The 21,797-nt window shown below is 63.5% G+C and carries 25 protein-coding genes; 9 read left to right on the top strand and 16 right to left on the bottom strand.

Translation table 11 applies throughout. The features are described from left to right. Window positions 1-9: 9 nt before the first annotated feature. Window positions 10-678: a hypothetical protein gene (locus BRAD3257_RS29675; protein WP_162500405.1), complete on the top strand. Its 669-nt coding sequence runs from the start codon at window positions 10-12 to the stop codon at window positions 676-678. Window positions 679-793: 115 nt separating this feature from the next. Here BRAD3257_RS29675 and BRAD3257_RS29680 read toward each other — a convergent pair whose 3' ends face one another. The 6 genes from BRAD3257_RS29680 to petA form a co-directional block, all read right to left on the bottom strand. After that, on the bottom strand, window positions 794-1,333 hold the full coding sequence (locus BRAD3257_RS29680) for an adenine phosphoribosyltransferase (protein ID WP_122404825.1): 540 nt from the start codon (window positions 1,331-1,333) through the stop codon (window positions 794-796). Window positions 1,334-1,481: 148 nt separating this feature from the next. Beyond that, window positions 1,482-3,647, bottom strand: coding sequence for an anthranilate synthase component I (locus BRAD3257_RS29685; protein WP_122404826.1), 2,166 nt, complete (start codon window positions 3,645-3,647; stop codon window positions 1,482-1,484). 305 nt (window positions 3,648-3,952) lie between these two features. Next, entirely contained in the window at window positions 3,953-4,627 is a 675-nt protein-coding gene (locus tag BRAD3257_RS29690; RefSeq protein WP_122404827.1) for a dienelactone hydrolase family protein, read from the bottom strand. Window positions 4,628-4,706: 79 nt separating this feature from the next. Beyond that, a complete protein-coding gene (locus BRAD3257_RS39855; RefSeq protein ID WP_160118872.1) occupies window positions 4,707-4,850 on the bottom strand; it encodes a hypothetical protein in 144 nt (47 codons plus the stop codon). A 19-nt stretch (window positions 4,851-4,869) separates the two neighbouring features. Next, window positions 4,870-6,942, bottom strand: a complete 2,073-nt coding sequence (gene fbcH, locus BRAD3257_RS29695; protein WP_122404828.1) for a cytochrome b/c1 — start codon at window positions 6,940-6,942, stop codon at window positions 4,870-4,872. Window positions 6,943-7,004: 62 nt separating this feature from the next. Further along, window positions 7,005-7,535 (bottom strand): ubiquinol-cytochrome c reductase iron-sulfur subunit, encoded by a 531-nt coding sequence (gene petA / locus BRAD3257_RS29700; RefSeq protein ID WP_011085272.1) that lies wholly within the window; start codon window positions 7,533-7,535, stop codon window positions 7,005-7,007. Between the two features lie 278 nt (window positions 7,536-7,813). Between petA and BRAD3257_RS29705 the strand changes: the two genes are divergently transcribed. From BRAD3257_RS29705 to BRAD3257_RS29725, 5 genes are all read left to right on the top strand, one after another. Beyond that, complete coding sequence (locus BRAD3257_RS29705) at window positions 7,814-8,290, top strand: tRNA (cytidine(34)-2'-O)-methyltransferase (protein ID WP_122404829.1); 477 nt, start codon at window positions 7,814-7,816, stop codon at window positions 8,288-8,290. Beyond that, window positions 8,287-8,919: a 7-carboxy-7-deazaguanine synthase gene (gene queE, locus BRAD3257_RS29710; protein ID WP_122404830.1), complete on the top strand. Its 633-nt coding sequence runs from the start codon at window positions 8,287-8,289 to the stop codon at window positions 8,917-8,919. The genes BRAD3257_RS29705 and queE overlap by 4 nt, the downstream gene beginning before the upstream one ends. A 20-nt stretch (window positions 8,920-8,939) precedes the next feature. Further along, window positions 8,940-9,827, top strand: a complete 888-nt coding sequence (hemF, locus tag BRAD3257_RS29715) for an oxygen-dependent coproporphyrinogen oxidase (RefSeq protein ID WP_162500627.1) — start codon at window positions 8,940-8,942, stop codon at window positions 9,825-9,827. Window positions 9,828-9,832: 5 nt separating this feature from the next. After that, window positions 9,833-10,576: an HAD family hydrolase gene (locus BRAD3257_RS29720; RefSeq protein WP_174221643.1), complete on the top strand. Its 744-nt coding sequence runs from the start codon at window positions 9,833-9,835 to the stop codon at window positions 10,574-10,576. A gap of 363 nt (window positions 10,577-10,939) precedes the next feature. Continuing rightward, on the top strand, window positions 10,940-11,146 hold the full coding sequence (locus tag BRAD3257_RS29725) for a DUF2158 domain-containing protein (protein ID WP_122404833.1): 207 nt from the start codon (window positions 10,940-10,942) through the stop codon (window positions 11,144-11,146). Window positions 11,147-11,256: 110 nt separating this feature from the next. On the opposite strand, the gene BRAD3257_RS29730 is transcribed toward BRAD3257_RS29725, so the two are convergent. After that, window positions 11,257-12,234: a Bug family tripartite tricarboxylate transporter substrate binding protein gene (locus BRAD3257_RS29730; protein ID WP_122404834.1), complete on the bottom strand. Its 978-nt coding sequence runs from the start codon at window positions 12,232-12,234 to the stop codon at window positions 11,257-11,259. 94 nt (window positions 12,235-12,328) lie between these two features. Here BRAD3257_RS29730 and BRAD3257_RS29735 point away from each other — a divergent pair, with 94 nt between their 5' ends. Further along, entirely contained in the window at window positions 12,329-13,234 is a 906-nt protein-coding gene (locus BRAD3257_RS29735) for a LysR substrate-binding domain-containing protein (protein WP_122406826.1), read from the top strand. A gap of 30 nt (window positions 13,235-13,264) precedes the next feature. Here BRAD3257_RS29735 and BRAD3257_RS29740 read toward each other — a convergent pair whose 3' ends face one another. Continuing rightward, window positions 13,265-13,738: a MarR family winged helix-turn-helix transcriptional regulator gene (locus tag BRAD3257_RS29740; protein ID WP_122404835.1), complete on the bottom strand. Its 474-nt coding sequence runs from the start codon at window positions 13,736-13,738 to the stop codon at window positions 13,265-13,267. Window positions 13,739-13,833: 95 nt separating this feature from the next. On the opposite strand from BRAD3257_RS29740, the gene BRAD3257_RS29745 reads away from it, so the two are divergent. Both BRAD3257_RS29745 and BRAD3257_RS29750 read left to right on the top strand, forming a co-directional pair. Continuing rightward, a complete protein-coding gene (locus BRAD3257_RS29745) occupies window positions 13,834-14,202 on the top strand; it encodes an antibiotic biosynthesis monooxygenase family protein (RefSeq protein WP_122404836.1) in 369 nt (122 codons plus the stop codon). A gap of 382 nt (window positions 14,203-14,584) precedes the next feature. Then, window positions 14,585-15,571, top strand: a complete 987-nt coding sequence (locus BRAD3257_RS29750) for a cysteine synthase A (RefSeq protein WP_122406827.1) — start codon at window positions 14,585-14,587, stop codon at window positions 15,569-15,571. Between the two features lie 264 nt (window positions 15,572-15,835). Here the strand turns inward: BRAD3257_RS29750 and BRAD3257_RS29755 are convergent, their stop codons facing one another. The 8 genes from BRAD3257_RS29755 to BRAD3257_RS29790 all read right to left on the bottom strand — a co-directional run bounded on the left by BRAD3257_RS29755 (window position 15,836) and on the right by BRAD3257_RS29790 (window position 21,727). Next, complete coding sequence (locus tag BRAD3257_RS29755) at window positions 15,836-16,285, bottom strand: GNAT family N-acetyltransferase (RefSeq protein ID WP_122404837.1); 450 nt, start codon at window positions 16,283-16,285, stop codon at window positions 15,836-15,838. Between the two features lie 693 nt (window positions 16,286-16,978). Then, window positions 16,979-17,155: a hypothetical protein gene (locus tag BRAD3257_RS39860; RefSeq protein WP_160118873.1), complete on the bottom strand. Its 177-nt coding sequence runs from the start codon at window positions 17,153-17,155 to the stop codon at window positions 16,979-16,981. A gap of 497 nt (window positions 17,156-17,652) precedes the next feature. Beyond that, window positions 17,653-17,985 (bottom strand): MmcQ/YjbR family DNA-binding protein, encoded by a 333-nt coding sequence (locus tag BRAD3257_RS29765; RefSeq protein ID WP_122404839.1) that lies wholly within the window; start codon window positions 17,983-17,985, stop codon window positions 17,653-17,655. A 144-nt stretch (window positions 17,986-18,129) separates the two neighbouring features. After that, complete coding sequence (locus tag BRAD3257_RS29770; protein ID WP_122404840.1) at window positions 18,130-18,900, bottom strand: sulfite exporter TauE/SafE family protein; 771 nt, start codon at window positions 18,898-18,900, stop codon at window positions 18,130-18,132. Continuing rightward, on the bottom strand, window positions 18,897-20,153 hold the full coding sequence (locus tag BRAD3257_RS29775; protein WP_122404841.1) for a CCA tRNA nucleotidyltransferase: 1,257 nt from the start codon (window positions 20,151-20,153) through the stop codon (window positions 18,897-18,899). The genes BRAD3257_RS29770 and BRAD3257_RS29775 overlap by 4 nt, the downstream gene beginning before the upstream one ends. A gap of 10 nt (window positions 20,154-20,163) precedes the next feature. Continuing rightward, window positions 20,164-20,427: a DUF6111 family protein gene (locus tag BRAD3257_RS29780; protein WP_122404842.1), complete on the bottom strand. Its 264-nt coding sequence runs from the start codon at window positions 20,425-20,427 to the stop codon at window positions 20,164-20,166. Continuing rightward, window positions 20,424-21,119: a CoA pyrophosphatase gene (locus BRAD3257_RS29785; protein ID WP_122404843.1), complete on the bottom strand. Its 696-nt coding sequence runs from the start codon at window positions 21,117-21,119 to the stop codon at window positions 20,424-20,426. Before BRAD3257_RS29785 ends, BRAD3257_RS29780 begins: the two co-directional genes overlap by 4 nt. Further along, window positions 21,116-21,727 (bottom strand): DUF1285 domain-containing protein, encoded by a 612-nt coding sequence (locus BRAD3257_RS29790; protein WP_122404844.1) that lies wholly within the window; start codon window positions 21,725-21,727, stop codon window positions 21,116-21,118. The genes BRAD3257_RS29785 and BRAD3257_RS29790 overlap by 4 nt, the downstream gene beginning before the upstream one ends. Window positions 21,728-21,797: the final 70 nt, after the last annotated feature.

Here is a 21,797-nt window from a genome sequence, read left to right on the forward strand (position 1 = left end):
TAGTCCATAATGCCCGCAACGCCCGTCTACATCATCTGCTCGCCCCGCCCGCAGGTCGGTAAGACCCTGCTGGCGCGGCTGCTCGCCGAATTCCTGCTGCTCAAGAACGGCAATGTCGCGGCCTTCGACGTCAACCTGAAGGAGCCGTCGCTGCTGGACTACCTGCCTGGCATCACCGAGACCGCCGACGTGACCGACACCTACGGCAAGATGCAGCTGATGGACCGCGTCATCGTCGATGACGGCCTCGCCAAGGTGATCGATCTCGGCTTCCATGCCTTCGACGAATTCTTCAAGATGACCGAGGAGATCGGCCTTCTGAAGGAAGCCGCACGCCGCCACGTCGCGCCGCAGATCCTGTTCGTCGCGGACACAGACCGCGTCTCGGCCCGCGCCCACGAGATGCTGCGCGGGCAGATCCCGCGGATGAATCTGATCACGGTCGACAACGAATATGTCGTGCGCGGCGAATTGCCGGCCGCGATGGAAGGCGGCCGGCTGTTCCGCTTACCGGCGCTGCCCGGCTTCCTCAAAACCTATATCGACCGGCTGACCTTCTCCTTCACCGGCTATCTGCGCCAGGAGAAGGACTCTTCCACCGAGCTGCACCAATGGACCCGGCGGAATTACATCGCCTTCCGGGAGCTCGAGCTCAGCCTGATCCTGCAACGATCGTAGGCTTCTTGGGCCGCCGACTTGGTGCCCATCTTTCCCGACCACGGTCGACCACGGGGAGAGGTGAACCGAGGCCGCAGCCAATGGCGTTATAAGACGGACTGTATTTCTTGTCCGCTCAATGCCCCTCGAACGTCATCAGCGTGCGCACCGGCACGTCCATGGCGCGCAGCTTGGTGGCGCCGCCGAGCTCGGGCAGGTCGATGATGAAGCAGGCGGCGACGACGTTGGCGCCGATCTGGCGCAGCAGCTTCACCGCGCCTTCGGCGGTGCCGCCCGTGGCGATGAGGTCGTCGACCAGGATCACGCGCTCGCCGGGCTGGATGGCGTCGACATGCATCTCCATCTCGTCGATGCCGTATTCGAGAGAATAGGCGATGCGCACGGTGGTGTGCGGCAGCTTGCCTTTCTTGCGGATCGGCACGAAGCCGGCCGAGAGCTGGTGCGCCACCGCCCCGCCGATGATGAAGCCGCGGGCTTCCATGCCGGCGACCTTGTCGATCTTGTTGCCGGCCCAGGGATTGACGAGCTCGTCCACGGCGCGGCGGAACGCGCGGGCATCCGCAAGCAGGGTCGTGATATCGCGGAACATGATCCCGGGCTTCGGATAGTCCGGGATGGTGCGGACGCTCGCCTTGATGTCGTGGTCAAAGGTCATGGTTATCTCGCTCTGGCTTCTCCACCGTCATTGCGAGCGAAGCGAAGCAATCCAGTTCTTCTCCGCGGCAGCAGTCTGGATTGCTTCGTCGCCAGCGCAAAATTGCTTCGCAATTTTGTCGCGGGCTCCTCGCAATGACGACACTCATTCAATTCGTCCCAGCATCCAGCCGGAACGCATTCTCGACAATACGCAAGCCCACCTCGTTGCCCAGCGACATCAGCGATTCCGGATGGAATTGCACGCCGGCGACCGGCAGGGTCTTGTGCTCGAGCGCCATGGCGACGCCGTCTTCGGTGCTGGCGGTGACGGACAACACCTCCGGCATGCTATCGCGCTCGACGAAGAGCGAGTGATAACGGCCGATGACGATCTCGTTCGGCAGGTTGCGCATCAGGCGCCCGCCGCGCACCTGGACCCGCGAGGGCCGGCCGTGGGCGGGATGGCTGAGTTGGCCGAGCTCGCCGCCGAAATATTCACCGATGGCCTGCACGCCGAGGCAGACGCCGAACACCGGCAGCTTCTGCTCCAGCGCCGCATCGATGGTCTTCTTGATCCCGAAGTCCTCAGGACGTCCGGGACCGGGCGAGAGCACCAGCAAATCCCACCTCTTCTGCTTGAGCATGTCGAGCGCATGCACATAGCGGACCACGGTGACGCTGGCGCCGACCTGGCGGAAATAGTCGGCGAGCATATGGACAAAGCTGTCGTCGTGATCGATCAGCAGCACCTGCTTGCCCGAACCGGTGGCATCGGGCGCGAAGGTCGACAGCGGCTTCGGCGGATCGCCGCGCAGCGCCTGGAACAGTGCAGCCGCCTTGACCTGGCACTCGCGGTCTTCCGCGGCGGGATCGGAGTCGAACAGGCAGGTGGCGCCGACGCGCACCTCTGCGAGGCCATCCTTCATGCGGATGGTGCGGATGGTGAGGCCGGTGTTGATGCTGCCGTCGAAATTCACCGCGCCGATTGCACCGGCATACCAACGCCGCGGCGAGCGTTCGTGATCCTCGACAAACTGCATTGCCCAGAGCTTCGGCGCGCCGGTCACGGTCACCGCCCAGGCATGGGTGAGGAAGGCGTCGAGCGCGTCGAAGCCGGGACGCAACATGCCTTCGACGTGATCGACGGTGTGAAAGAGCTTTGAGTAGGTCTCGATCTGGCGGCGCGCCAGCACCTTGATGGTGCCGGGCACGCAAACGCGTGCCTTGTCGTTGCGGTCGACGTCGGTGCACATGTTGAGCTCGAACTCGTCCTTCTCCGAGTTCAGGAGCTGGCGGATCTGCTCGGCATCGCCGATCGCATCGGTGCCGCGTGCGATCGTGCCCGAGATCGGGCAGGTCTCTACGCGGCGGCCGTCCGAGCGCACGAACATCTCGGGCGAAGCCGAGACGAGAAACTCGCCCTCGCCGAGATTCATCAGCGCGCCATAGGGCGACGGATTGATGACGCAGAGGCGCTGGAACACTTCGGCCGGCGAGCGGTCGCAGGGCTCGGCGAACAGCTGGCCCGGCACCGCCTCGAACAGATCGCCCCGCGCGAAGGCTGCGCGCGCGGTCTCGACGGTGGCCTGATATTCGCCGGGGGCGTGATCGGCAAAGCCCTGGCGCGGTGTCTTCAGATATGGGCTGTCGGCGGTCTCGCGCGGCAGGCCTTCCGTCGATTTGCCCTTCCAGGCGAAGTCGTAGGAGAGCACCACGCCACGGCCGGTGGCGCGGTCATAGGCAAGCAGGCGGTCGGGCACGTACAGCACGATGTCGCGCTGGTCGGCCTCGCGCGGGCGCTTCTGCACGAGGTCCTCGATCTGGAACACGAGGTCGTAGGCGAAGGCACCGAACAGGCCGAGCAGACCGTCATCATTGGCGGAGAAGGCAGCGACGAGGTCGCGCACCAGCGACATCACGCTGGCGCGGCGGGTGCGCTGGTCCTCCTCGACCGGGGCATCGCCGCGGATGATGTGACCGGCAAGGCGCGTCGCCGACTTCTCAGAGATCACCACGCAGGGCTCGCGCAGGACGTCGGCGAGGAAGGCGATCAGCACCTGCCCGCGTGCGTTCAGCGCTTCCAGCTTGAAATTGACCCCAGCGGTCTCGAGCCTGAGGGGTGGATCGGAGAAGCCGAGGTCAAAACTTTCGTAGCGGCCAGGCACGGTCGTGCCCGAGGACAGCACCACGCCGCGGCGGCGGTCGAGCAGGCTGACGAGATCGTCGAGCCTGTTGGCGCCGCCGGTGAATTGCTCGGCCACGCGCGTGATCGCAAGACCCGCGCGGGTCGCGTACTCACTTCTGGCCGGAAGGGCAAAGACGGTCCTGTTCATGTGATCCTCTTGGGGTCCTCTTACGAGACTTGCCGAGGGAACGCCACACAGGACAAACGATCAGGCCGCCGCGCTGTGCTGGCGACCTTCGACGATTTTGGGAAAAGAAATCGCACCGGCCACCTCGTCAGGAGGTGCGCCACCAAAGACGGGCTGGGCGGACGGCGGTGCTCATGGGGCGGATACTCACCATGGCGCGGGGGCGGCGTCAAGGGTGAGGCACGATGGAGCGCAGCGTAATCCGGGGCTCGCGCCCAATTGGAAAGTCCCCGGATTGCGCTGCGCTCCGTCCGCGCTACGAGCGATTACCCCAGATGCTTCCGGAAAAACTCCGTCGCCCGGCCCCAGGCGAGCTCGGCGGCTTCACGGTCGTGCACGGCCTGGCGCTGCTCGTTGACGAAGGCGTGCTCGGCATCATAGCGGAACAGCTCCAGTGACTTGCCGGCAGCCTTCATGGCCTTCTCGAAGCCGCTGACCAACTCCGGCGTGCACCAATCGTCCTTATTGGCGAAATGGGCCTGGAGCGGAATCTTGACGTCCGCAGGCTTGGCCGCCTGCTCCGGCGGAATGCCGTAGAACACGACGCCGGCCGCGAGCTCCGGGATCTTGGTCGCACCGATGATGGTCACGGCGCCGCCGAGGCAGAACCCGGTCAGCCCGACCTTGGCGCCATTGCGTGACAGATATTGCGTGGCACCGCGCACGGTTTGCGTGGTCGCGTCCATGAAGTCGAGCGAGTTCATCTCCTTGTTGGCGCTCTCCGTGTCGTGATAGGGCACCACCTTGCCCTTGTAGAGATCGGGCGCCAGCGCATCGAAACCCGCGAGCGCAAAGCGGTCGCACAGGCCCTTGATCTGGTCCGACAGGCCCCACCATTCCTGGATCACGACCACGCCCGGCGCATTGCCGCGCGCGGCATTGGCGAGATAGCCCGAGGCGTCCTTGCCGTCCGGGCGCTTGAAGGTGATGGTGGTTCCCATGGTGTCCTCCGGTGAGATTTGGGGGAGCGGTTGAGGTTATTGTGGCGGCTAGGCGGGCGCGACGCAATCCACACTCCCGTCATTCCGGAGCGGTGCGCAGCACCGAACCCGGAATCTCGAGATTCTCAGGTGCACAATCGCGCACCATAGTTCGCGCTTTCGCGCGCCCCGGAATGACGGCGAGTTGCGTCAACAAAAAAGCCCCCTGCGGGGGCTTTTTCATTCATCGAGTCTCGCGCCGCTCAGTGCGAGGCGGCCCAGACCTTCTTCTTGGTGAAGTACATCAGGCCCGCGAAGATGATCAGGAACACGAACACCTGGAAACCGAGGCGCTTGCGCGCTTCCATGTGCGGTTCGGCGGTCCACATCAGGAACGTGGTGACGTCCTTGGCGTACTGCGCGACCGTGGTCGGTGAGCCATCGTCATAGGTCACCTGGCCATCGCTGAGCGGCTTCGGCATCTTGATGGCATGGCCCGGGAAGTACTTGTTGTAGTACGAGCCCTCCGGGATGGTGACGCCCTCCGGCACCTTCTCCTCGAAGCCCTGAAGCACCGCCGCGACGTAGTCCGGGCCCTGCTCCTGGTACTGGGTGAAGAAGTCGAAGACGAACCAGGGGAAGCCGCGCTTATAGGAGCGCGCCTTGGTGATCAGGGACAGGTCGGGCGGCGCCGCACCGCCGTTCGCGGCACGCGCAGCCTGCTCGTTCGGGAACGGCGAGGGGAAATAGTCCGCCGGCCGGCCCGGACGCTCGAACATGTCGCCCGCATCGTTCGGACCGTCCTTGATCTTGTAGTCCGATGCGAAGGCCGTCGCCTGCGCCACCGAATAGCCGGGCCCGCCGGGCTCGGCGAGGTTGCGGAAGGCGACATAGGACAGGCCGTGGCAGCTGGCGCAGACCTCCTTATAGACCTTCAGGCCGCGCTGCAGCGCGCCGCGATCAAACTTACCGAAAGGGCCCGAGAACGACCATTTGTTGGCCGGCGGGTTGTCGCCGCCTTCGGACGCCTTCGCGCTGTCGATCGAGCCCGCGAACAATGATCCTGCGAGCGCGAGCACGATCGCGGTCGAGACCATCGGTGTCGATCGGCTGCCGGTCTTGGCGAGCACCGCATCAGAGATCGAGTTCGGCACCGGCCGCGGCTTCTCGATGCGCGCGAGCAGCGGCAGCACGATCAGGAAGTAGGCGAAGTAGCAGACCGTCAGGACCCGGCCGGCGACGACGTAGATGCCTTCCGGCGGCTGGGCGCCGAGATAGCCGAGCAGGATGCAGACCACGACGAAGATCCAGAAGAACTGCTTGGCGAGCGGACGGTACTTCGACGATCTGGTCCTGGCGCTGTCGAGCCAAGGCAGGAAGCACAGGATGATGATCGCCCCGAACATCGCGACGACGCCCGCGAGCTTGTTCGGGATCGAGCGCAGGATCGCGTAGAACGGCAGGTAATACCATTCCGGCACGATGTGCGGCGGCGTCACGCCCGGGTTCGCCGGAATGTAGTTGTCGGCGTCGCCGAGATAGTTCGGCATGTAGAAGATGAACCAGGCGTACAGCAGCATGAAGCAGGCGACGCCGAACATGTCCTTGATGGTCGCGTGCGGCGTGAACGGCACCGTGTCCTTTTCCGTCTTCGGCTCGACGCCGTCAGGATTGTTCTGGCCGGCGACGTGCAGCGCCCAGACGTGCAGCACGACCACGCCCGCGATCACGAACGGCAGGAGATAGTGCAGCGAGAAGAAGCGGTTCAGCGTCGGGTTGCCGACCGAATAGCCGCCCCACAGCAGCGTCACGATGCTCTCGCCGACATAGGGAATGGCGGAGAACAGGTTGGTGATGACGGTGGCGCCCCAGAAGCTCATCTGACCCCACGGCAGCACGTAGCCCATGAAGCCGGTCGCCATCATCAGGAGGTAGATGATGACGCCGAGGATCCACAACACTTCCCGCGGCTCCTTGTACGACCCGTAGTAAAGGCCGCGGAACATGTGGACGTAGACGGCGACGAAGAACATCGAGGCGCCAACCGCGTGCATGTTGCGCAGCAGCCAGCCGTAGTTCACGTCACGAACGATCAGCTCGACCGACTTGAAGGCGAGATCGGCTTGCGGCGTGTAGTGCATCGCCAGGACCACGCCGGTCAGGATCTGCATCGCCAGCATGAAGGAGAGGATGGCGCCGAAGGTCCACCAATAGTTCAGGTTGCGCGGGGTGGGATAGGCGACGAAGGAGGAGTGGATGAGACCAAAGATCGGCAGACGCCGCTCGATCCATTGCAGGGCCGGATTGCTCGGCTGGTAGTCGGATGGTCCGCTCATGATGCGATCCTGAGGAAATAAAACGACGAGACGGCGCGAAGCTTCGGACGATAGTCCGAGGCTCAGCCGATCTGGATTTTGGTATCGGAAACGAACTGGTACGGCGGGACCGGCAGGTTCGCGGGCGCAGGCCCCTGGCGGATGCGGCCGGACGAATCGTACTGCGAACCATGGCAGGGGCAGAAGAACCCGTCGTAATTGCCCTCGTGAGCGATCGGGATGCAGCCGAGATGGGTGCAGATGCCGATCACGACCAGCCACTGCTCGTGGCCGGACTTGACCCGGGCCTCGTCGGACTGCGGATCGGGCAGGCTCGCCACGTTGACGGCGCGCGCCTCGTCGATCTGCTTCTTGGTGCGGTGGCTGATGTAGATCGGCTTGCCGCGCCAGAACACCTTGATGTCCTGGCCTTCCGCAATCGGGCTGAGATCGACCTCGATCGGCGCGCCGGCGGCGATGGTCGAGGCATCAGGATTCATTTGGGAGATGAAGGGCCAGAGCGCAGCCGCGCCCCCTACTGCTGCAGCTGCCCCCGTTGCAACGAATAAGAAATCACGGCGTGTCGGATGGTCCGCCGAAGACGCTGTCGTCACGATTCCAACCCTTTCTTCTTATGCGACCGGTGGAACCGCTCCGGGGGGCGCCCATGAGGTCCCCGGAAAGGCTGCCGGCGCCCGCGGCCCCCCGCGGCGGCAGAACTTTGCTTGCTCACGCCCAAACGGGGAAAACAGCAGTCCAGAATCGTTCTATTGGCACCCTTGCCGGGCGAGCGCAAGCCCGCTATCGGCGCGGGAGCGTGCAATGCACGAATTCCCGGGGGTGCGATGTTTCATTGAGACATTTTGCGCCCGCAACCAGCCCGCCGCCGCCCATGCAGATAGCGCTTTTCCAGCCTGACATTCCCCAGAACACCGGCACGATTCTCAGGCTCTGCGCCTGCTTGGGGTTCGCCGCCCATATCATCGAGCCCGCCGGCTTCCCCTTCTCCGACCGCTTGTTCCGCCGGGCGGGAATGGATTACCTCGACCACGTCAGCGTGACCCGTCACGACTCCTGGTCGAAATTCGAGGACTGGCGCGCAGGCCAGGGCTCCCGGCTGCTGCTGTTCACGACCAAGGCCGCCACCGACTACCGCGATTTTCGTTACCAGAACTCGGACATCCTGCTATTCGGGCGCGAGAGCGCCGGCGTCACCGACGCGGTGGTCGAGGCCGCCGATGCGCGCCTGGTGATCCCGATCAAGGCGGGGCTGCGCTCGCTCAATGTGGCGATGGCAGCCGCCATGGCCGCAGGCGAGGCGCTGCGGCAGATCCGGAACGCCGAAGAAGGACTGAGGAGAGAGATTTGAGTTACGCGGTCAAGGAAATCTTCCTGACCCTGCAAGGCGAAGGCGCCCATGCCGGGCGCGCGTCCGTGTTCTGCCGTTTTGCCGGCTGCAACCTCTGGAGCGGCCGCGAGGCCGACCGCGGGGAAGCGACCTGCAAGTTCTGCGATACGGATTTCGTCGGAACCGATGGTACCCTCGGCGGCCGCTACGGCTCGGCTGCGGAACTCGCCGACACCATCGCCGCGCAATGGACGGCATCCGCCGCCAACCGCTACGTGGTTCTGACCGGCGGCGAGCCGCTGCTCCAGGTCGACGCCGCGCTGGTCGACGCGCTGCACGCGAGAGGTTTCGAGATCGGCGTCGAGACCAACGGCACGATCGCGGCTCCTGAGGGGCTCGACTGGATCTGCGTCAGCCCCAAGGGCGGCAGCGAGCTGGTCCTGCGGCGCGGCCACGAGCTGAAGCTGGTCTATCCCCAGGCGCTGGCGATGCCCGAAGCATTTGAGGACCTCGCCTTCGAACGCTTCTCGCTGCAGCCGATGGACGGGCCCGAGGTCGTCGAGAACACCGCGCGCGCGATCGACTATTGCTTGCGCCATCCGCAATGGCGGCTGAGCGTGCAGACGCACAAATCGCTCGGCATCAGATAGGACGCGACCGGCAAATGAATATGGACGCCTCGACAATCGAAGACCGCAAGGCCCGCGCCCGCGCCTGGTTCGAGCGCTTGCGCGACGACATCTGCGCGAGCTTCGAGCGGCTCGAGGATGACGCACCGCAAAGCCTCTATCCGGGCGAAGCCGGCCGCTTCAAGCGCACGCCCTGGCAGCGCACCGACCACTCTGGCGCGCCTGGCGGCGGCGGGGTGATGTCGATGATGCATGGCCGCCTGTTCGAGAAGGTCGGCGTGCACTGCTCGACGGTGCAAGGCGAATTCGCGCCCGAGTTTCGCGCCCAGATTCCGGGCGCCGCGGAGCATCCGAAATTCTGGGCCTCCGGCATCTCGCTGATCGCGCACATGCGCAATCCGAACGTGCCCGCGGTGCACATGAACACGCGCTTCGTCGTCACCACGAAAGCCTGGTTCGGCGGCGGCGCCGACCTCACGCCGGTGCTGGAGCGAAGGCGGACGCAGGACGATGCCGACAGCATCGCGTTCCACGCCGCGATGAAACAGGCCTGCAACCAGCACAGCGGCGTTGCCGAATACGACAAGTACAAGAAATGGTGCGACGAGTATTTCTACCTGCCGCACCGGAAAGAGGCGCGCGGCATCGGCGGCATCTTCTACGACTGGCACGACAGCGGCGACTGGGATGCCGACCTCGCCTTCACCCAGGACGTCGGCCGCGCCTTCCTGAAGATCTATCCCGAGATCGTGCGGCGCAATTTCGCGAGCGCCTGGACCGCGGCAGACCGCGAGGAGCAACTGATCCGGCGCGGCCGCTATGTCGAGTTCAACCTGCTCTACGACCGCGGCACCATCTTCGGACTCAAGACCGGCGGCAATGTGGACTCGATCCTGTCGTCGCTGCCGCCGGAGGTGAAGTGGCCGTGACCGCGATGAAGCCCGCCGCAAAGCCGCTCCCGCGCGCCATGCTGATCGACATGGACGACACCATCCTGTCGGCCTATGGCCGGCCCGAGATCGCCTGGAACACGATCACGGCCGAGTTCGCCGAGGAACTGGCGCCGCTGCCGCCGCCGATGGTCGCAACGGCCGTGCTCGCGTTCGCGCGAAACTTCTGGGCCAATGCGGAGCCGGCGTGGCGAATGAAGCTCGCCGAGGCCCGTCACCTCACGGTCAAGGGCGGTTTTGCCGCGCTCGCGGCCGCCGGCCATCGCGCCCTGCCCGATGATCTCGCCATTCGCCTCGCGGACCGCTTCACCGCCTATCGCGAGGAGGAGATGTTCGTCTTCCCCGGCGCGCATGAGGCGATCGACCAGTTCAAGGCGCTCGGCATCAAGCTCGCACTGGTCACCAACGGCGCCGCGGACATGCAGCGCGCCAAGGTCGAGCGCTTCGAGCTGGCGCACCGCTTCCATCACATCCAGATCGAAGGCGAGCACGGCTTCGGCAAGCCCGAGGAGCGCGCCTATCTGCACGCGATGGAGGCGCTCGGCGTCACCGCTGAGGATACCTGGATGATCGGCGACAATCTGGAATGGGAGGTCGTGACGCCGCAGCGCCTCGGCATCTATTCGATCTGGATGGACGTGCATGGCGACGGCCTGCCCGAGGGATCGACGGTCAAGCCCGACCGCATCATCCGCTCGCTGACTGAGCTCGTGCCGGACCAGCTGTAACGGGGCACGACAACAAAAACTGCGAAAACAACCCCATGCACAGTAGGGCGCTGCTGCAAAATCAAAGGCTTACGGATTTTACGAATCGCCTTTGACCCGTCGGGCAAAACAGGGGCATAATGCCATCGTCGCAATGCATGCGATGGGCAGCGCTTCCGCGCGAGCTGCGCCCGTTCGCCAAAGCGGATGAGTTTTGGTTGAATCGATGCGCGCTCGGGACTCGGGGTCACCTCTCCCGCAGGGTCCCGCAGGGAGAGGTGCCGCGCGGCACCGGCGCGCTTTGCCGGCATGCGCCTCGCGTGATCGGCGTGTCATGACCGCCTGCTAGCCTCCCCCGCGTCGATCAACCCGAAAGGACAATCCATGGATCTGAAAGCCGGCGATGTCGTGATGCTGAAATCCGGCGGCCAGCCGCTGACCGTCGCGGAGGTGAAGGAAAACGAGGCGCTCTGCCTCTGGATGGGCATGGAAGGCGACCTGTTCCGCGAGACGCTGCCGCTCGCCGTGCTGATGCAGGTCGAGGAAGATGAGGAAGAGGACGACGAAGACGAGAATGAGGACGAGGAGTAGGCGCATCCACGTCGGGCCGGAGCTTTCCGCTCCGGTGCTCCCGATGTCCGCTTTTGCCAATAGCGGACATCGCTGGATGTCGTGCAGCGGCCAGGAGGGGGAACGGCTTCTCAATTAACTTCAATTCCTGCCGAGCGGATGACGCGGGCGTACTTCTCAGTCTCTTGGGCGATGAACTCGGAGAATTGTGTGGATGAACCGAGGATGCTCGTTCCCCCGAGTTCTGCAATCCTGGTCTTCATGGCGGCGTTCTCGAGCGCGGCGTTAACCTCCCGGTTGAGCCTTTCGACAATGTCTGTCGGCGTCATTCTGGGAGCACCTATGCCGAACCATGAACCGGCCTCGTAGCCAGGGACAGTCTCGGCGGCACTCGGCACGTCGGGCAGACTCGCAGACCTGTTCGAAGTTGTCACCGCAATCGGAATGAGCTCGCCTCGCCTGATGTGCGCAATCGACGAGGGCATGGGGTCGAACATTGCGTCAATGCTTCCTGCCAACAGTGCGGCGACCGCGGGCGTTGAACCGAGATATGGCACCAGCGCAACATCGATGCCGGTCATCGTCCTGAACAGTTCGATGCCGATGTGCTGAGGCGTACCGTGACCCGCGAATCCGATCTTGAGCTTTCCCGGGTTGGCCTTGGCGTGGGCGATAAATTCCGTGACCGTCCGGACTGGAACTGAGGGATGCACCTCGATCACCAGCGGGACCCGATACAAGAACGCAACGGGCGCGATATCACGGGCGAAATCGAAATCGAGCCCTTTGAAAAGGGTCGAGTTGATAGTGTTCACCGGTCCACAAACGAGAAGCGTGTGACCGTCAGGGTCTGACTTGACCACCGATCTCGTCGCCACATTCCCGCTCTGCCCCGGCTGGTTTTCGATGACGAACTCCTGACCGAGTCTCTCGGAAAGCCATGGGGCGATCAAGCGACCGGCGATGTCGACCGGCCCTCCGGCGGGAAATCCGACAACAAGCCGTACGCTTCGCGCCGGGTAGCCTTCGGCCAAGGCGATCCGAGGCAGAACTGATGTCCCTATCGTCGCCAACGCGGCGTTCACAAAATCGCGCCTGCGCAGTTGCATGTCGCCCTCCTTGCTGCCGGCCGTACAACTAACGTTTGGACCATCATTCCGCTATGATATGCTTAGGCCGATCTTGATACTTTCAGGGTATGCTGTGGACCTACGTCGCCTCAGATATTTCGTTGCGGTTGCCGAGGAAGGACATATCACCCGCGCAGCGGAGCGCCTTGATATCCAGCAGCCGCCTCTCAGCCGACAGATCAGCCTGATGGAACGAGATCTGGGCGTTCAACTCTTCCGTCGCACGCCTCGCGGCGTCGAAATGACCGTCGCGGGTCAAGTCCTGTTAAGCGAAGCCAAGGCGGTCCTTGCACAGTTCGATCGCGCGATTGATGCGACCCGGCGTGCGGCACGCGGCGAACAGGGCACTCTGTGTATCGGAATTGCGCCAACAGCGCCCTTTAACCCGTTCGTTCCAGACTCGATTCGATGCTTCAGGGAAGCCAATCCGCGGGTCTGCCTCGTGTTGCATGAGGGGCTGAGCAATGACATCGTTGCGCAATTCAACAACGACCAGATGGACGTTGCCTTCGTGCGCGCGCCCCAGATCCATGCAGACGGAGTCATCGTCGCCCCTCTTCAAGAGGAGCCTTTGGTCGTCGCCTTACCAAGCCATCACCGCGCGGCAAGAACCAAATCCAAGGCAGTTTCCCTGAAGAGCCTTGCAAACGAACAGTTCATCATGATCGGGCCGGCCGGAACCGGTTTGCACGACGAGACTATCGCAGCTTGCCATAGAGCTGCATTTGCACCTCGTCTTGGCCAGCCGGCCCCCAGAATCACATCGGCACTCGGCCTGGTAGCGGCCGGACTGGGCATCGCGCTGGTGCCTTCAACGATGCAGAGCGCGCGCATGAAAGGGGTCGCTTATCTTCCTCTTGCAGATGCCTCGGCAAAGGCCTTTCTTGGTTTGGCCTGGCGGCGAGACGATCCGTCGCCGGTCCTCAAGAAATTCTTGAGCCTGGTTCGGGCGATGGCAAAGAAAAGGCCCAGGATCTGACGTCCCGGAACTCCCGAGGTCGCGGAGTGATCATTTCAGATCATCTGGATCGTTGCTCTCCAGTTTCTTCCGAAGAGCCGTGACCACACGATGAACGGCTTGCAGATCCTTGATCGCGAGCCCTTCCGAAAGGCCGTTGATCCAAGGCGCCTGCAAAGCCATGGCGGCATCGAAAGCGCGCCGTCCCTTCTCGGTCAAGACGACAAGTTGAGCACGCCGATGGTGCGGGTTGGCCTCGAACGCCACAAGCCCTTCCGCGTGCAGGTCGTTGACGATCCGCTGCACGTTCTGGCGATTGGCACCGAGATCGCGGGCCAGCCATGCGACCGGCTGGGATCGCTCGGCATGAACAATTGCGCCGAGAATTTGCCAGCGCGCGCTCGTCAGCCCAAGCCGCGCCACCAAGCGGTCGCCTGCGGTCAAGAGCAGACTGTTGAGCCGGAACAGGTCGAGCATGAGGCCGGTCAAAGCATCGCCGGCCGGCGTTCGTTGGGATTTCAGCATCTGTCACCATAAAGTTATATTGACATCATTATGTCAATTTAGTATTTGACGTATCGTACCATATTGACATCATGCAACCAAATATCGGAGGTTTCATGCCATTCCTGCGTCCTCTCGACCCCACCTTTCCGATCGATCGCCAACTCGGCATCGACGCCGGTCCCGTTGTGCTGGTGAATGTCTTCACGCTCGACAATGCCGACGAGCAGAGCTTCCTCCAGGTCTGGCAGGACGATGCTGCCTTCATGAAGCGGCAGCCCGGCTTCATCTCCACCCAGCTTCACCGCGCGATCGGCGATCGCCCGACCTACCTGAACTATGCCGTCTGGGAATCGAGCGCCCATTTCCGCGCCGCGTTCACGCACCCTGAGTTCAGATCGAAGATCTCGGCGTATCCCTCTTCCGCCGTCGCTTCCCCTCACCTGTTCCAAAAGGTCGCGGTGCCCGACATCTGCGTCGCGTGATCGCCCGGCACGAGCTGGAGTTGGACAATGGCCAAGATTCTTCATCCGATAGCCGGCGCGACGGCACTGGTGACGATTGCAACGTTCTGAATCTCCGCGGTTCTCACTGAAGTGCTTGCGTCACACGCGAGCGTAATGCCGTTGGGCTTCCCGCTATTGGTCCCGGCGCTGGCGGTGACGCGAGGCTCGGGGTCCTTCCTCGCCAATGAATGGCGCGCCGCGCGATCTTCGCCTTTGGTCACAAGCCGAAATGAAACACTGGGAATACAATTGCCGATTTTCTGGGCGGGACGCCAAAGTCGTTGCTGATATCGCCTGAACTAGAGAACGGAATTGTCCGCTGAGCAGCCTAAAGTTGCGGGAGCGCGAAGGCGGGCAAGCGATGAACGGTATCCGAACGGGATTTTTGGACTCCATCGGCAATACGCCATTGATCAGGCTGCGAATGGCGTCGGAGACCACAGGCTGCGAGATCTACGGCAAGGCCGAGTTTCTCAATCCTGGTGGATCGATAAAGGATCGCGCGGCCCTCGCCATAGTCAACGATGCTGAGCGAAGTGGCAAGCTCAGGCCGGGCGGCGTCATCGTCGAAGGCACGGCGGGAAATGTCGGCATCGGCATTACGCTCGTCGGGAATGCACGCGGCTATCGGAGCGTGATCGTGATGCCCGATACGCAGAGTCAGGAAAAGAAGGATATGCTGCGGTTGTGCGGCGCGGACCTGCGACTGGTCCCCGCCGTTCCCTATTCAAATCCGGGTCATTACGCCCGCTATTCCGGTCAGCTCGCCGAAAAACTCGGTGCATTCTGGGCTAACCAGTTCGACAACGTTGCCAATCGTGAGGGCCATTACCGCACGACCGGGCCGGAGATTTGGGAACAAACGGGCGGAAAGATTGATGGCTTTACCTGTGCTGTCGGCAGCGGCGGGACTTTGGGCGGGGTTGCGCGAGCCCTCAAGGAGCGCAATCCGGCGATCAGGATCGCGCTCAGCGATCCCATGGGGGCCGCGCTCTACAACTGGTTCACCAAGGGAGAGCTCACGACCGAAGGAGACTCGATCACTGAGGGGATCGGGCAAGTGCGTGTGACCAGGAACCTGGAAGGCACGCCGATTGATGCAGCGTATCAGATCACGGACGAGGAGGCGTTGCCCATTCTATTCGATATGATCGAGCACGAAGGGCTTGTGCTCGGTGGATCCAGCGCCATCAACATTGTTGGAGCGATGCGACTCGCGCGCGACCTCGGTCCGGGCAAAACCATCGTGACCATCCTTGCGGATGGCGGACAACGCTATCAATCCAAGCTGTTCAACCCGGAATTTCTGCGCAAGAAGAACCTGCCCACCCCGCATTGGATGCGATAGCAACCGGCATCGAGAGCCTCAGCAGCACATGTTGGACCTGATGGGGTCAGACTCAAGGCGGCAATATGGGTCGTGACGGCTCAAGTTCGTTCCGACCTGTAGACTCGGCATCGAGCCAATCGCGGCGAGCCGGCCCCGGCTCCGCAAATGTCCCATCCCGTCTCCATTGATGGCTTGCGGGCATTCGCCGCAATCTTCGCCTTCGGGCCAACAACGGAAGTCATGCCGGCCCGAGCTTGCCGTTCTCGTCTATGACACCACAGGCTAGGAACGTCGCACTTCGAAGTAGGTTTTTTCCCCACGATCGAACCCGGCGCTCTCGTAGAACCGTAACGTCGTCTCTCGCTTCGAACCGGTCGCCAAATGGACTTTGTAGCAATCGGCGCGCGCGGCAACATCAAGCGCGTATGCAAGAACCCGCCGGCCAAGCCCCAGGTTGCGGTACTGAGCGTGAGTCACCACGTTTTCAATGACCCCGTATGATCGAGCGCCCCGAGAAAGGTTCGGCACAACCGCGAGAGTGCACGAGGATACAAGCAGTTCTGCTGTTTGCGCCACGATCACGGTCATGAAGTCGGAAGTAAGCAAGGTCTTCCAAACGCGCTCAGCCTTCATCGTTTCCAGCGGAGGCTCATGCGGATGAAGGTGTTGGTAGAGGTTCAACACTCCGGCCAGATCGAGTTGAGTGGCAGAGCGGACAATGGCTTCGTGCATTTCGTAGATCTCACAAAAATGGGGACAGTGTCTCACCGGTCACGGTCAGATAGGATAATCACTAGAGGCCGGGAGCTTTCTAACTGACTGGCCCCGCTGTTGTTGAATGCGATCAAAGATCTGCGGATTGAATCCCGTGCACTGGGCTCGGGAGTGTCGGGTCATCGTAAGCTTAGGTTGTATTGCCCTCAATGCCGGAAAATCGATCTCAATCAGACACCATAACCTGCGCGCTGGCACATTGGCGCGGCAGATAACAGGCAACGCCCGAAACATGCGTTTCAACTCAGATGGCAGCTCCGGCCAGCAAGAAAGCGCCGCCGAGCGCGACCATCGCAACTCCAGGCCAGTTCGATTTGATGCCGAAGCCGCTGCCTGGCCTTTCAGGCTCCAGCGTGTCACGCCCGGAGCGAAGCCACCTTCCGCCGCTGAATCGGCCTCGCCAGATGGGTTGAAACGCCATTTGGAGAACGCCGCCGAAAACGAGGAGCACGCCAAGCCATATGAGAGTCATGCTCACCTCCTCTACCCGCGAACGCCGACGGACTGCTGCGCCGAGAAGCTTGGTGCAGCTAGCGCCTGCCCGCTGCTCTCGGAATCAGATCGACTTGACGATCGCCGGACGCGCCAGCGCGCCGCACGCAAGCCGGGGATCGCACCCACCGAAGCTCAGGTTACGTCCAAACGTCCCGCCTAGTCCTCGTCCGGCTCGCGCACGACCGGCGGTTCGTCGGTCTGGTCCTCATCGTCCTGCTCTTCCTCTTCATCGTCTTCATCGTCATCAGGATCTCGAGGCGGCATCGTGTTGGGCATGATCGCGAAGACATGCCGGTCGATCCTGGCGGGAACCAGCTCGGGGAGTTGGATCATGGTGCTGCTCCTCGGATGTGACCCTGGGACACTCTACTCCTTTTCGGCGGGGCAGACACGAAATTGGCGGCCGGCGCGGACAAGGTCCGGCCTCTGTCGAACGAGTGTCCGAGTTCGTCGCATTCGATCGTACCCTGAAACGAGGCGAACGGACCATCCGGAGCGCTTGCGTTGCCACAAGCGGCCCGGTTTCAGCCCAGCCTCATGCATAGCGCCCCAATTATTCACGACAGCATAGCAAAGCCCGCGCGGCCGGTGCAGCGCGGGCTGTTTCGATTTTGCCGATTTTGCTCTTTTACGATTTGCTCGATGTGTCAAATCTTGTGATGAAGCCACCAAATTTGGCAGCCTCGGCACACGTCCTGACGCAAGACGTCAGTTCTTGAACCCGAGACTGGAGCAATACCATCAGATGTCATTGCCTCTCGACTTCGGTTGGAAGCGAACGGTGTCCGACAAGTCTGCCGTCTCAGCGCATTCTAAGGGACAAGCACTGCTCAGTCGCGTTTGGACTTCCGCGCTTTCGGTAGAGCGTGGCGCCACGCTGTCTCAAGTGCCGACTTCAGCTCGCCCGGTGTCAGCTTCGCCAGTGTTGCCGTGGTCCAGCCTTGCTTGCCCCAAGCGTTCGGTACCGGAGCGAACGCCTCCGGCGCCACGACGCATTTGAGCTCCTGCTCGTCTGGCGTGAACTTGAAGTTGGCCGTCTTGCCGTCAGCGGCGAGGGTCACGTAGATCCGGGCCACCTTGAAAGCGGCGCGATCAAAGTGGGGGGCCTCCGTGGTCTCGGACAGCGACAGGGCTATGCGGCGAAGGTCTGCGCCCGTGGCCATCGGCACCTCGTGAAAGAACAGCTCCCCGATATTCTAGCCGAGTCGCGGCTTTTAACACGGGGTCAAAAGCCGTCCTGCGCGCATGAGCCGAAGATGTCCGCTACCGTGGCTAGAGCCGACCACTCTTCACTTGCAAACGTCAATCTAAGCGATCAGCTGCCTCGCCGCCGCCGAGATCATCACCAGCCCTCCCGTGATCACCGCGACGTCCAGGATAGCGGTGTGGATATGCACCGGCATCCGCTGCACGAAAGCCTTGGCGAGGAACGCGCCGGGGATCGCAATTCCGCCGATCAGCAGCGCGAAGGCGAGCACCTGCGCCGTCACGGCGCCGGCGAGGCCAAACACCGAGATCTTGATCAGGCCGGTGCCGAGCGAGATCATCGCGTCGGTCGCGATCACGGCGGCACCTTCGAGGCCGGCCGCCATCAGGAGCGAGAGCAGGATCACGCCTGAACCCGAGGTGCCGCCGACCAGCACACCATAACCGACCGAGCCGGCGGCGAGGCCGCCGTCGCCGATCTTGACCTGGCGGCGGCGGAGCACGCGGCGCAGCGGCACGCTCAGGATCAGCATGGTGCCGATCACGAGCGCCGCACCGGCATTGGTGAGGCGCGTGTAGCCATAGGCGCCGAGCGCGGTGGTCAGCGTCGCACAGGCCAGCACGATCAGCACGCGACGGCGGTCGGCATAGCGGACATAGGCAACAGCGCGGCTCGCATTGGTCAGCATCGCGGAGATCGCGATGATCGGCACCACGGGCTCGGCGCCGACCAGCGGCACCAGCACCAGCGGCATCAGGGCGCCGGTGCCGTAGCCGGCGAGACCACCGATGATCGAAGCAAACAACGCCACCGTTGCGACCAGCAGGAGCTGGAAAATCGAGATGTCGGCGAAGCCCGAGACGATGGTCACGTTCTCTCATCGCGGCTGATGCGAGCCGCAGCTTGATCTGCGATGGCAGCGAGTGCGGCTTGCTCTAGTGGAAAATCCGCCGCAAGCCAAGCGTCCTCGGCGAGTGTCAACACATGCCCGAGCGCGGGTCCTTCGGTCAGACCGCGCGCGATGAAGTCGGCGGCCTTCAGCGGAAATTTCGGCGCAGTCCAGCGCTGCGGCAGCTCGGCCAGCGCGCGCCAGCGCGGCGAACGCACCTCGCCGGCGGCGCGCGCCCAGCCGAGCAGGACGCGATCGTGGTAGCGCTCCGCACCGAGCCGATAGAGCAAACGCCGTGCATCGGCCTCGTCCTTGGCGGCCAAGCGCCACCAGCGGTGGCCCATCGAATCCAGCGCCTTGGTTTCCGCGTTGGTGAGCCGCAAGCGCGCGGCGACGCGCTTGGCATCTTCGGTGACGGCGACCGTCAGGGCGGCCAGCCGCCGCGTGCTGCTTGCCGGCAGGCCGAGCTCGCGCTCGATCGCGATCATCGTCGCCAGGGGGCCGGTGTAGACCACGCCGCCAGTCAACGCCTGCAGCAATCCGCCCTCGGCCATGGCCAGCACGGCCGCGGCTGCACCGCCGGCCACCAGCAGCTTCAGCATCTCCATGCGCACCCGCTCGGCCGACAGGTTGGCCAGGCCCGCGCGTCGGCGGATGCAGGCGAGATAGCCGTCGCGGTCGGGCTCGCCGGCGCCGAAGGCGGCGTGGATGCGGAAGAAACGCAGGATGCGCAAATAATCCTCGGCGATGCGCTGATCGGGATCGCCGATGAAGCGCACGCGACGGGCTTTGGCATCCGCGATGCCGCCGACATAGTCGTAGACGAGACCGCTCGCATCGACCGATAGGCCATTCATGGTGAAGTCGCGCCGCTCGGCATCCTTCACCCAGTCGCGGCCGAAGGCGACCTTGGCCTTGCGGCCGAAGGTCTCGGTGTCCTCGCGCAGCGTCGTGACTTCATAGGGGTGCCCGTCGATGACGAGCGTGACGGTGCCGTGGTCGATGCCGGTCGGCACGCCCTTGATGCCGGCGGCCTTGGCGCGCCGCATCACCTCCTCAGGCAGCGCCGTGGTCGCGATGTCGATGTCACCAGGCTGAAGGCCCAGCAGTGCATTGCGCACGGCGCCGCCGACCACCCGCGCCTCCTCGCCATCGGTGCCGAGCAGCGCCAGGACACGCGCGGTCCCGCCTGCGGTCAGCCAGGGCGCATGGGCAAGTAAAGGCTCCGCGCTCATCAATCGGTCCCTATTTTTCCACGCCCGGCACGAGCTTGCCGTGCTCGATATGGGCGGGGATGTAGGTCGAATCCGGCGGCGCGCCGGAGAAATGCGCAAGGCCGATCAGGCCGGCGATGACCAGCACGAGCGCGACCAGGACGAGGCGCGCGACGATCGCGACCGGCCAGGAGGATCGCGCGAACAGGCCGGAGCGCGTGGCGGCCAGGAACAACGCATAGACGGCAAAGGGGACGAGGAAGATTCCGATCTCGGTCAGAACCGTCCGGATCATGATGAATAGATCCGCTCATACAGCACACGCAGCATTCCCGCCGTCGCCCCCCAGATGTAGCGCTCCGCGAACGGCATCGCGTAGTAGGACCGCGCCATGCCGCGGAATTCCTTGCTGTGCACCTGGTGGTTCACAGGGTTCATCAGGAAGGATAGCGGCACCTCGAACGCATCATCAACCTCGGAATGGTTGATGGTGAGCGAAAAGCCGGGCCTGACCCTCGCCACCGTCGGCAGGATGCGGAAGCCGAAGGCGGTGCCGTAGAGATCGAGATAGCCGAGCGGCTCGACGAAGTCTCTGGACAGCCCGACCTCCTCCTCGGCCTCGCGCAGCGCCGCATCGAGCGGCGAGGCATCGGTCGCGTCGATCTTGCCGCCGGGAAACGCGATCTGGCCGGCATGGTCGTTGAGATGCGCCGATCGCTGCGTCAAGAGGATGGTGGGCTCGGGATGGTCGACCACCGCGATCAGCACCGCTGCGGGGCGCACCGGCTGCTCGCGCGCGATGATCTCGAGCATCTTGTCGGTGCCGGGATCGCCCGAGGTGGGGATGATGTTGGGATCGTAGAGGCCGGGCGGCACGTCGAAGCTGAGCCGCGCCCTGGAGCGCGCGAAGAAATCCGCCGCGCCCAAGATGGCGGGATCACCCTCAGCCTCGCTCTCAACCTCACTCTTGGGGATAGGCTTGTTCAAAGCGCGGCCCTCACCTGCTCCGCATCGGCCATGGCGAAGAATTCGCCGGCCGACTCGACACCGAACATCGGCTGGCCATCGACCATCCGCTCCTCGCCCATGTCAACCAGATCGTAATAGAGCGCGCGCGTGACCTTGGCCCAGAGATCGGCGCGGACGTGCAAGTAGGGCGTCAGCCCGCCATCCTGCGCCTGCTCGAAGCGCAGCCGGTGCGCGGCATCGCAGGTGACCCAGTCATCGACATTGGTGCGGAAGCGCAGCACGCGATGATGGCCCTCGCCGTCCTTCTGCATCTCGACCGCCATGAACGGCGCATCATCGACGCGGATGCCGACCTTCTCGACCGGCGTGACCAGGAAATGCTTGTCGCCCTCGCGCTTGAGGATGGTCGAGAACAACCGGACCAAGGCAGGACGGCCGATTGGCGTCCCCAGATAGAACCAAGTACCATCGGACGCGATTCGGATGTCGAGATCGCCGCAAAACGGCGGATTCCACAGATGCACCGGCGGCAGGCCCTTTTTGGCGCCTTCCGCATTGGCAGCGCTTTTTGCGGCGGCAGTCAGCCCCTCAAGACCGCGATCGGCGCTCTGCCCTTGGTTCGCCATGGTTTGCCTTGACCTTGTGATTGGCACGATTGGTGCAGATCTACGTTGAACTCGGGTGTGCGGTTCCATC

The sequence above is a fragment of the Bradyrhizobium vignae genome (assembly GCF_900324035.1).
GTDB classification, from domain to species: Bacteria; Pseudomonadota; Alphaproteobacteria; order Rhizobiales; family Xanthobacteraceae; genus Bradyrhizobium; species Bradyrhizobium vignae.